Annotated in this window: 2 protein-coding genes; one reads left to right on the forward strand and one right to left on the reverse strand. The window is 75.9% G+C overall.

Features of this window, described 5'->3' with window-relative positions:
- On the forward strand, positions 1 to 1,130 hold a 1,130-nt coding region (locus Q0L15_RS20845; protein ID WP_296606620.1), incomplete at its 5' end, for a hypothetical protein.
- A 33-nt stretch (positions 1,131 to 1,163) separates the two neighbouring features.
- Here the strand turns inward: Q0L15_RS20845 and Q0L15_RS20850 are convergent.
- The coding region (locus Q0L15_RS20850; RefSeq protein ID WP_296606621.1) for an SDR family NAD(P)-dependent oxidoreductase at positions 1,164 to 2,000 on the reverse strand (837 nt) is incomplete at its 5' end.

Genomic DNA, 2,000 nt, shown 5'->3' on the forward strand with positions numbered 1-2,000 from the left:
GCGTGACCACCAAGGGCTACGGGCTCGACGACTGCCGGCGGCTCGAGGTCGGCGCCCACGACCGGCTGGTGACGGTCTGTGGCAGCGACGACCGCCCGGTCCTGCGCCTGGTCGACTCCGGCAGCCTGCGGCGCCTCGCCACCAAGGACCTCCCGGCGCGCGGCGGCTGCCCGGCCGCGTTCGACCTCGACGCCGACGGCCGGGTGGTGGTCGCGGGCCGCGACCGGCTGCTCGTGGTCGGCACCGCCGACGCCGAGGGTGACGCGGACCTCACCACCGAGGCGACCGTCGAGCTGGGCCTCGGCGACGACGACTGCGTGGCCGGGCTCGCGGTGCAGGGCCGGCGTACGTGGGTCGTCTCCCGTGAGGGGACGGTGGGCGTGGTGACGGGGGAGAAGGTCCGGACCGTCGATCTCGGCGACACCGTCGACCGGCCGCTGGCCGTCGACGACGTCGGGGCGTACGTCGCCGGCGCGGACGCGCTGCACCGGCTGGTGCTCGACGGGCCGGAGCCGCGGCTCGCGTGGAGCTCGGCGTACGACGGCGGGGGCGAGCGCGGCGCCGCGCCGGTGCCGATGGACGGGGGGCTGGTCGCGGTCGCCGACAACCGGGACCCGCGCCTCCAGGTCGTGGTCCACCGCGCCGACACCGGTGACGTGGTGTGCCGCACCGAGGTCTTCGACGACGACGCGGGCGCGGTGGACGGCGGGCTGGTCGCCGCGGGCGGCAGCGTGGTCGTGCAGAACGCCCACGGCTACACCGGCCCGCTCGCGACCGTGCTCGGCCGCACCACCGACCGGGGCATCGCGCGGGTCGACGTGCTCGACGACGGGGCGGACGGCGAGTGCCGGGTCGCGTGGACGACCGACCTGGACGCGCCCAGCGGGGTGCCGGCGGTGTCGGTGCGCGACGGGATCGTGTACGCCTACGTGAAGCGGCACAGCTGGCTCGGCGTCGACGCGTGGTACCTCGCCGCGCTCGACCTCGACACCGGCCGCCTGCTCTGGGCGGAGCGCACCGGCCTGGGCGTGCTGCGCGACAACCACGGTGGCGAGGTCACCCTCGGCCCGGGCCGCTCGGCGTACGTCCCCGTGCTCGGTGGGCTGGTGCGGGTGCGCGACCGGCGTTGACCCGCCCGAAACTTTCGGGCGGGTCGACGTGGATCACGGGTAGCGGATGCCCGTGGTCTCCTCGCTGATCTCCCACAGCCGCCGCTGCGCGGTCTCGTCGTGCGACAGCTTGTTGCTGGTGGTCACGTGCGGCGTCCCGCCCCACTCGGCGAGACCGCTCGGGCCGCAGTACGTGCCGCCCGGCAGGTCCGCGGTGGCCGCCATCAGCGTGGGCCACGCACCCTGGTCGGCGCGGTTGGGCGAGACCGCCTTGATCGCGGCGTCGAGGATCGTCGCCCGACCGCCGCGGGCCCGGCCGTACTGCCCGTTGGCGGCGAGGTGGGTGGCGGCGAAGCCCGGGTGTGCCGCGAGCGCGCGCACCGGCAGCTCGGCCCGCCGGGCGCGCCGGTCGAGCTCGTAGGTGAACAGCAGGTTGGCGAGCTTGGACTGCCCGTACGTCGGCCAGCGCTGGTAGCGGCCCTGCTGGGTACGCGGGTCGCCCAGCGGCGCGGAGCGCGCGACGCGGTGCATCTGCGAGGACACGCTGACGACGGTGGCGGCGCCGCTCTCGACCAGCTGGGGGAGCAGCAGTCCGGTGAGCAGGAACGGCCCGAAGTGGTTGGTCGCCATCTGCAGCTCGAGGCCGTCGGCGGTGCGACGGTACGGCGTGCCCATCACGCCGGCGTTGTTGACCAGCACGTCGATCGCGCCGAGGCCGGCCGCCTGAGCCGCGGCCCGGCGTACCGAGGACAGGTCGGAGAGGTCGACGACGAGCGACTCGATCTCGGCGTCCGGGACCTCGTCGACGATCGCGGCGCGGGTCTCCTCGAGCCGCGCAGCGGTCCGGCCGGCCAGCACGACCCGTGCGCCGCGGCGGGCGAGCTCGAGGGC

The organism is Nocardioides sp. (assembly GCF_024509035.1).
In the GTDB taxonomy this organism is placed as follows: Bacteria; Actinomycetota; Actinomycetes; order Propionibacteriales; family Nocardioidaceae; genus Nocardioides.